General features: G+C 68.4%; 6 protein-coding genes and 1 pseudogene. 3 read left to right on the top strand and 4 right to left on the bottom strand.

From position 1 onward, the window contains the following. Positions 1–610, bottom strand: a pseudogene (locus tag RMO97_RS08350) (acetyl-CoA C-acetyltransferase); the annotation flags it as partial. A gap of 90 nt (positions 611–700) precedes the next feature. Here RMO97_RS08350 and RMO97_RS08345 point away from each other — a divergent pair. Further along, positions 701–1,429: a DNA alkylation repair protein gene (locus tag RMO97_RS08345; RefSeq protein ID WP_310540283.1), complete on the top strand. Its 729-nt coding sequence runs from the start codon at positions 701–703 to the stop codon at positions 1,427–1,429. On the opposite strand, the gene mnmA is transcribed toward RMO97_RS08345, so the two are convergent. Further along, complete coding sequence (mnmA, locus tag RMO97_RS08340) at positions 1,426–2,592, bottom strand: tRNA 2-thiouridine(34) synthase MnmA (RefSeq protein ID WP_310540281.1); 1,167 nt, start codon at positions 2,590–2,592, stop codon at positions 1,426–1,428. The genes RMO97_RS08345 and mnmA overlap by 4 nt on opposite strands. Before the next feature lie 213 nt (positions 2,593–2,805). On the opposite strand from mnmA, the gene RMO97_RS08335 reads away from it, so the two are divergent. Then, complete coding sequence (locus tag RMO97_RS08335; RefSeq protein ID WP_310540279.1) at positions 2,806–2,991, top strand: hypothetical protein; 186 nt, start codon at positions 2,806–2,808, stop codon at positions 2,989–2,991. Positions 2,992–2,994: 3 nt separating this feature from the next. Here RMO97_RS08335 and RMO97_RS08330 read toward each other — a convergent pair whose 3' ends face one another. Both RMO97_RS08330 and flgK read right to left on the bottom strand, forming a co-directional pair. After that, positions 2,995–3,924: a flagellin gene (locus RMO97_RS08330; protein ID WP_310540277.1), complete on the bottom strand. Its 930-nt coding sequence runs from the start codon at positions 3,922–3,924 to the stop codon at positions 2,995–2,997. Between the two features lie 16 nt (positions 3,925–3,940). Beyond that, positions 3,941–6,028: a flagellar hook-associated protein FlgK gene (gene flgK, locus RMO97_RS08325; RefSeq protein ID WP_310540275.1), complete on the bottom strand. Its 2,088-nt coding sequence runs from the start codon at positions 6,026–6,028 to the stop codon at positions 3,941–3,943. 375 nt (positions 6,029–6,403) lie between these two features. Between flgK and RMO97_RS08320 the strand changes: the two genes are divergently transcribed. Beyond that, a partial coding sequence (locus tag RMO97_RS08320) for a hypothetical protein (protein WP_310540273.1) occupies positions 6,404–7,104 on the top strand: 701 nt, incomplete at its 3' end.

Genomic DNA, 7,104 nt, shown 5'->3' with positions numbered 1-7,104 from the left:
CGATCTCGCGGGCGAAGGCGCCGGTCTCGGTGGCGCGCCGGGCCCGCGCCAGGCTCTCTATGGCGTAGTCGTCCATGGCCTGGCGGGTGAACTGGTAGGTCTTGGCGCTCTCCTCGGCGAAGGAGCCCATCAGCCGGCCGGGCTCATAGGCGTCCTCCAGGCCGTCCAGGTACATGCTGTCGCTGATCGTATCGTGGCCGATGCGCGCGCCGCCCCGGTGCTTGGTCATCAGATAGGGGGCGTTGGACATGCTCTCCATGCCGCCGGCGATGACGATCTGCGCGGAGCCCGCGGCCAGGGCGTCATGGGCCAGGATCGCGGCCTGCATGCCCGAGCCGCACATCTTGTTGACCGTCGTGGCCTCCACCGACAGCGGCAGCCCCGCCCCCAGCGCCGCCTGTCGCGCCGGCGCCTGGCCAAGGCCGGCGGGCAGGACGCAGCCCATGATGATCTGCTCCACGGCGGCGGGGTCGAGCCCGGCCCGCTCGACGGCCGCGCGCACCGCCGCCGCGCCCAGGGCCGTGGCCTTCACGAGCGACAGATCCCCCTGGAAACCGCCCATGGGCGTGCGGGCGTAGGACGCGATGACGACGGGATCGGAGGCGGACATGGCTGGAGTTCCTCGCAGGGATCCCTGATGTGCGCGGGGTGGCGAAGAACTTCAAGGCGCTGCCCGCGGAAGCCAAGCTAGACTGTCGGCATGCATCCCGATCATGCCCTCCTGCTGGAAGACCTGCGGCGCCTGGCGCGGCCGGTCTCCGGCGCCCCGGTCCAGAACGATTCCTATGGCGGCAGCGGCCGGCCGTTCTTCAACGTCTCAGTCCCTCATCGCCGGGCGATGGCCAAGGCCTGGCTGGCCCAGCATCGAGCCGAAGGGCCGCAGGCGACCCTGGCCCTGGTGGAGAGCCTGTTCGACGGCGCCTCCCACGAGGAGAAGACCCTGGCCGCCCTCCTGCTGGGCTACAGCGCCCCGGCCCGCGCGGCGACCAGCCCCGCCGACCTAGATCGCTGGCTGGGCAAGCTCAACGGTTGGGCGGAGGTCGACAATCTCTGCCAGAACGTCTTCAGCGCCGCCGAGATGGGCCGCGATTGGCCGGCCTGGAAGGCGCTGATCGAGGCGCTCACCATCAGCCCGGACATCAACCGGCGCCGCGCCGCCCTAGTGTTGCTCACCGGCCCCACCGCCCGCTCCGACGACGACGGTTTCCACGACCTGGCCTTCCACACAATCGAGGCGCTCAAGGCCGAGAAGCCGATCCTGATCACCAAGGCGGTGTCCTGGCTGCTGCGGGCCATGGCCGCGCGGCGTCCCGACGCCGTGGCCGCCTATCTGGACCGGGAGACGGGCAGCCTGCCGTCGGTGGCGGTGCGCGAGACGCGCATCAAGCTGACCACCGGGACTAAGTCGGGCAAACGGCGTGGCGGCTAGATCCCGAAGGTCTTCTCGATGAACCCGCCGCCCAGCACACGGCCGGGCGCCGCCGGGTCGTAGAGCACGCAGGCCTGGCCCGGCGAGACGCCGTGCTCGGGCGCGTCGAAGATCACCGCGGCGGCCCCGTCGCGCAGGGCGAGCCTGGCCGGCAGGGGCTCGGCGGTGGACCGGACGCGAGCCAGGACCGGCAGGCCGCCCTCGCAGGCGGCCTCAATGCTGGCCTGGTCGCCCAGCCAGTTGATCTCCTTCAAGGCGCAGCCGACCGTCAGCAGGGCCTCGCGCGGGCCCACGATCACCCGGCGGCTGTCGGCGTCGATCTTCACCACGAACAGCGGATCGCCCACCGCCACGTTCAGGCCCCGGCGCTGGCCGACGGTGTAGCGGGTGACGCCCTCGTGGCGGCCCAGCACCCGGCCGTCCAGGTGGACGATGTCCCCCGGCTCGGCGCCATGCGGGCGCAAACGGTCGATCACCGTGGTGTATCGGCCCTCGGGCACGAAGCAGATGTCCTGGCTGTCAGGCTTCTCGGCGATAGCCAGGCCAAGTTCGGCGGCGGCGCGTCGCACCTCGCTCTTGGGCAGGTCCCCGAGCGGGAAGCGCAGATAGTCCAGCTGTTCGGCCGTGGTGGCGAACAGGAAGTAGCTCTGGTCGCGCGCCGGATCGAAGGCGCGGCGCAGCTGGGCCCCGGTCGGGCCCATCTCGCGGCGGACATAGTGTCCGGTGGCCATGGCCTCGGCCCCCAGGTCGCGGGCCACGTCCAGCAGGTCGCGGAACTTCACGGTCTGATTGCAGCGGATGCAGGGGACCGGCGTCTCGCCGCGCAGATAGGCGTCGGCGAACTCCTCGATGACCTGTTCCTTGAAACGGCTCTCGTAGTCGAGGACGTAGTGCGGGATGCCGATGGCGTCGGCGGCCGTGCGCGCATCGTGGATGTCCTGGCCGGCGCAGCAGGCGCCCTTCTTCTGGATCGCGGCGCCGTGGTCGTAGAGCTGCAGGGTCACGCCGATGACCTCGTAGCCGGCGCGGGCCAGCAGGGCCGCCGTCACGGTGGAGTCGACACCCCCGGACATGGCCGCCACCACGCGAGCGCCCATCGGCAGGCCCACCGCGGCGCGGGCGGCTTCTACGGCGTGGTCGGCAAAGAGAACGGGCGCGTTCATGGGGCCTATGTAGCGGGTCGGACGGGGTTTTGCGAGATCACGCCCGAGGCGCAGACTGCAACAGCCCCGGCCAAATAGTCGCGAAACAGTGATCTCGCCTGACAGGCGAGTGGTGTAAGCTCCAGCTGTCCCCGTGAAGTAATCGTCTGACCGCGGAGACCCACGGACACTGAGCCTATGGCTCGCGCCCTGCCTCACCGATTGGGGACGTAGATGAACCAGTACCGGCTTTATGTCCTGAACCCTGAAGAACACGTCGCCGCCACCCGCGAGGCGCAGTTCCCCGACGATATCTCGGCCCTGAAGGAGGCGGTGGATCTCCGCGCCGACCAGTTCGCCGTCGAGGTCTGGAGGGGCGAACGTCTGGTCGGCCGGATCGGCGCCGAGTTCTCGCTCTAGGGCCTATCTGAGCACGTTCAGCAGGGATGAATTCTGCAGCGACAGGAACACCTGGGCTGCGGCCTGCACCGCCACGCCGGCCTGCTGCAGCGCCGTCGCCGCCTCGGCGGGATCGGCGTCGGTGATGTCGCCCATCATGCCGGCCAGGCTGTTCTGGCGGGTCACCAGGTCGATCTTCACCGAATCCACCCGGGTCTGCACCATCCCGTTTCGGGCGGTGTTGTTGATCATTTCCTTGTGCACGGAGTCCCAATCGGCCAGCACGCCCTCCAGATAAATCCGTTGATTGTCGGTGAGGTTGCCCTGGAACGGGCCATCGGGACCCTCCTGGAACGCCTGCACATCCTTGAAGGCGGTCATCAGATCGGTCCCCAGACCATTGGCCAGCAAGCCCGTGGTGACGGTGGTGGAGTCGTCCACCTTGGCCTGGGTCAGGAACTCGTCGTTGTGGAAGAAGTCGGAGATGACCTTGGCTGGATCGGTGAGGTCGCTCAACGAGGTGGCGGAAACCGGCAAGGTGTCGATCTGGCCACCTGCGAACACATACTTGCCGCCGTAGCGGGCGTTCAGGCCATCCACGGAATTGCGGAAGAAGCCCTGCAGATCCTGCATGAGGGTGTCGGCCCGCCCGCTGGCCAGGGCCTGGGCGATGGTCTCGCGCGTCCCCTGCGCCGCCGAGGTGATCTGGTTGAGGGCGAAGTCCTGGGTGGTCAGCTTGTCGGTGATTAGCTTGCTCTGTTCGAGATAGCCGCCGATCCTCGCGTCGATGGACTTCATCGCGGTCAGCATTTCGGCGTTGCGCGCATAGCCCTTGAGGTCGGTTCCCTGCTTTTGGGTCGCGACGCGGGCGCCCGCCTCCATCTGCCGCTGCTGAGCGGCCTGGATATTGGCGAGCACGGCGCTGTAGTTGCCGTTCGTGGAAACGCGGGTCATCGCGGTTGGCCTTCGATCAGATCATATTGGTGAGGACGTCGAACAGCTCCTTGGCGGCCTGCACCATGCGAGCCGAAGCGTTAAACGCCTGTTGGTAGGTGGTGAGACGCACAAGCTCTTCGTCGAGATTGACGCCCTCCACCGACTGCCGCCGGGCCGTGGCCTCGGTGGCCACTGAGTCGGCGGACTGTTTTCGGGTGTCGGCGGCCTGGGCGCGGCGGCCGATAGAGCCGCCGAATTCCGCAGCGTAGCGAGAGACTGTCATGTTCACCGCCCCCAACTCTCCGGCAGCGCCGAATGCGGTGGCGATATCGCCGGAGTCGGCGAGGGCCAGGGCGCCCCGCCCGTCCCCTGGCCGCAGGGAGGCGGCCGGCGGGGTGACGGAGAGGTCAAGCTTGCCCAGGGCCAGCCTCATCGGGTTGGAAACCAGGGCCTGGTCCACCTTGAACCGCCCGGCCCGGCTCGAGCGTTCGTTGACCCCCAGGCCGAAGAGCTGGCTGAGCGAGGCGCCGTCAGCTCCACGCTTGGTGTCGTCCTTGGCGATGGCGAGCTGGACATCGCCGCCCCCGTTGCCCGCAAAGGTCATCTTGCCGCTGGAGTCGAGGGAGAAGGTCCCATACAGGCCCACCCCCGTCGAACTGGCGTTCAGGGTGTCCAGCAGATCCTGCATCGTCCCGGCGGGGGGCATGGTGATGGAAATGTCGCGCAGCGGCCGGCCGTCGGCCTGGGCCAGACTGAGCTTGATCACATCGCCCGGGGTGAAACCGTGGCCATCGGTGAGTTTCAGACCCGTCTCGTAGTTGGTGACCCCGTTCGAGCGGACAATGTCGTTCAGACCGAAGAAGTGGGAGAAGGCCCGGCCGGCCTTCATCGAGGTTCCCTCATCCATGGCCACGCCGTAGCCGGCGCCGGCCGCGAGGCTGAGCTGGCCATTGGCGAAGCTGGCCGTGGCCATCCCGCCGAGGGCGTTGTTCAGATCGCCGAGGAAGTCACCGCTGAAGGCGCCGCCGGGGGTCATCGTCTGGTTGTCGAAGTCGATGACCACCGAGGACTGGACCACGCCGTTCGCCCGATCGACAATCGCGATGGTGGAGCTGCCGGTGAAACCCGCGGCGGCGGTGTCCAGGTCCATGCCCACGTCACGGCCCGTCATGCTGGCGGGCGGCGGCATCGCGGCGTTGGCGTTGTGCGCCGCGTTCAACTTTTCCGTCACCCGGCTGACGAACTCGCCGAGTTGATCCGACAAGCCCGGCAGGATCTGGTCACGCAGGTCCATCAGGCCCCGCAGATCGCCGCCCGTTATGGTGATGGGCTGGGCCTGGCCGACGCCGCCGGTGGGTTCGATGGCCACGTAGGACATCGTCCCTTCGGTCCGGTTGTAGCTGAGCTTGGCGGCGGCATCTCCGGCGAGGAGAAAGCCTTCGGCCGATCGAATGGTGACCCCGCCCTGGGTTCGTTGCTGAACCTGCACGTTCATGACGGCCGACAGCTCGTCGATCAGCTGGCTCTGGATGTTCTCCGAGCCTGAGGCGTCGGCGTTGGCCAGTTTGGCGCGGCTGACATCGGAATTCAGCCGGTTGATCTGCTCCAGCAGGTCGTTGGCGCGGTCGATATCGGCCTTGGCCTGGGCATCGACGGTGTTTCCCAGGTCGTTGATGTGGGAGTTGATGCGGGCGCCTTCGTTGAGGAAGTCGCTGACGTTCGAGATCGCCTGGCTGCGCAGGAGGCTGGAGGACGGATCATCGGAAGCCGCCGAGAAGGCGGAATAGATGCTGTCCATGCGCGAGAAGAAGAAGTTGTTGCTGGACGGGTCGCCAAACAGGCTCTGGGCGTTGTCGAGATATTCCGACACCGTACCCCAGCGCTTGGAGTCTGAGGTCGCCGACAGGGTCGCCATCTGCAGATACTGGTCGGTGATCCGCTTGACGCCGGAAACCTCGACCCCCATCCCCATGCCACCGACGACGAGCGGTTTCTGGTCGATGGTCTTGCGGACGTAGCCCGGCGTGTTGACGTTGGCGATATTGTCCGAGGTCGTCCGCAGGCCGGCCTGCGCGGCCTGCAGCCCGGAGGCCGCAGTCCTGAGGGAAACAGTCAGCGACACTTCTTAGCCCTCCGCCCGGCAAAGCATGACGCCCGACCCGGCCAAATCTGCCGGTAGTCTGGGGAACGCCCGCGCGTAGGATCTAATTTTCTTCAACATTTTCAATGTGGTCCCTTTAGGGCCCCGATGAGCTTGCGATCCGTGGCGCAAGAGCGGCGCCAGTTCTTCGAAGTGACCGGTGAGACCGACCGGGCGGCAGGGACGACCTATCAAGATGGTCAGGCTCGGCAAAAAGCGCCGTGACAACCTGGCGTCAGCGTGCGCGCGCGAGACTAAAAGTCTTTTAAAACAGACGATTAATGGCGCTTGGCCAAGTTGGCGCGGAGGTTGCTGGGCAGGGTGGCGACCCCTTCGTCCGCTGGACCCATGCACCTCATGACCGCGCCCTTGCTCAACGCCTCGACCCTTATGCCCACCGGCCCCGCCGGTGCGGCGGCGGGTCCGCTCGGCGGCGCCGCTGCGACCGGCGGACCGGCGGCGGGCTTCGAAGCCCTGATGGCCGCCTTCTTCGGTGGGCAGGGGGCGGCCGAGCTGGCGCTCGGCGCGAACGGCAAGCCCGTGGCCAAGACCGCCGGCCTGACCAAGGATGGCAAGCACGCCAAGGACGGCAAGGCCGAGGGCGAGGTCGCCGACACCACCACCCCCACCACCGACGCGCAGATCCTGGCCGCCCTGCTGGCCCAGCCCATCGCCGCACCGCTCCCCACCGTCCCCACGACCGCCGATGGCGAAGCCGCGGGCGAAACCCCGGCAGGCGCTCCCGCCACCCCCGCCTTCGGCCCCGTGGTTTCCGACGACGCCCTCGCCCAGACCTTGCAGGCCGGCAAGGCCACCGACGCCAAGACCGCGACCGCCGCCGGCGTCGTGGCCCAGGCCGCCGGCGAAGCGGCCACCGCCGAGGCCTCTGAGGCGCAGGCCGACGCCAAACCCGCCATCCTGGCCGGCGGCGACGCGTCGTCCGTCCTCGACGAGGGCAAGCCCGCCGCCGCGCGTCAGCCGACGGCCGTCGCCCCGCCGCCCCCGCCGGAGGCCGCCGCCCCCCGCCCCGCGACGCCGCCGCCGGCGGCCATCGCCGC

The sequence above is a fragment of the Phenylobacterium sp. genome, from assembly GCF_031425575.1.
In the GTDB taxonomy this organism is placed as follows: domain Bacteria; phylum Pseudomonadota; class Alphaproteobacteria; order Caulobacterales; family Caulobacteraceae; genus Phenylobacterium.
The sequence above is the reverse complement of the archived record's forward strand: the minus strand, read 5'-3'. Positions and strand labels throughout refer to the sequence as shown.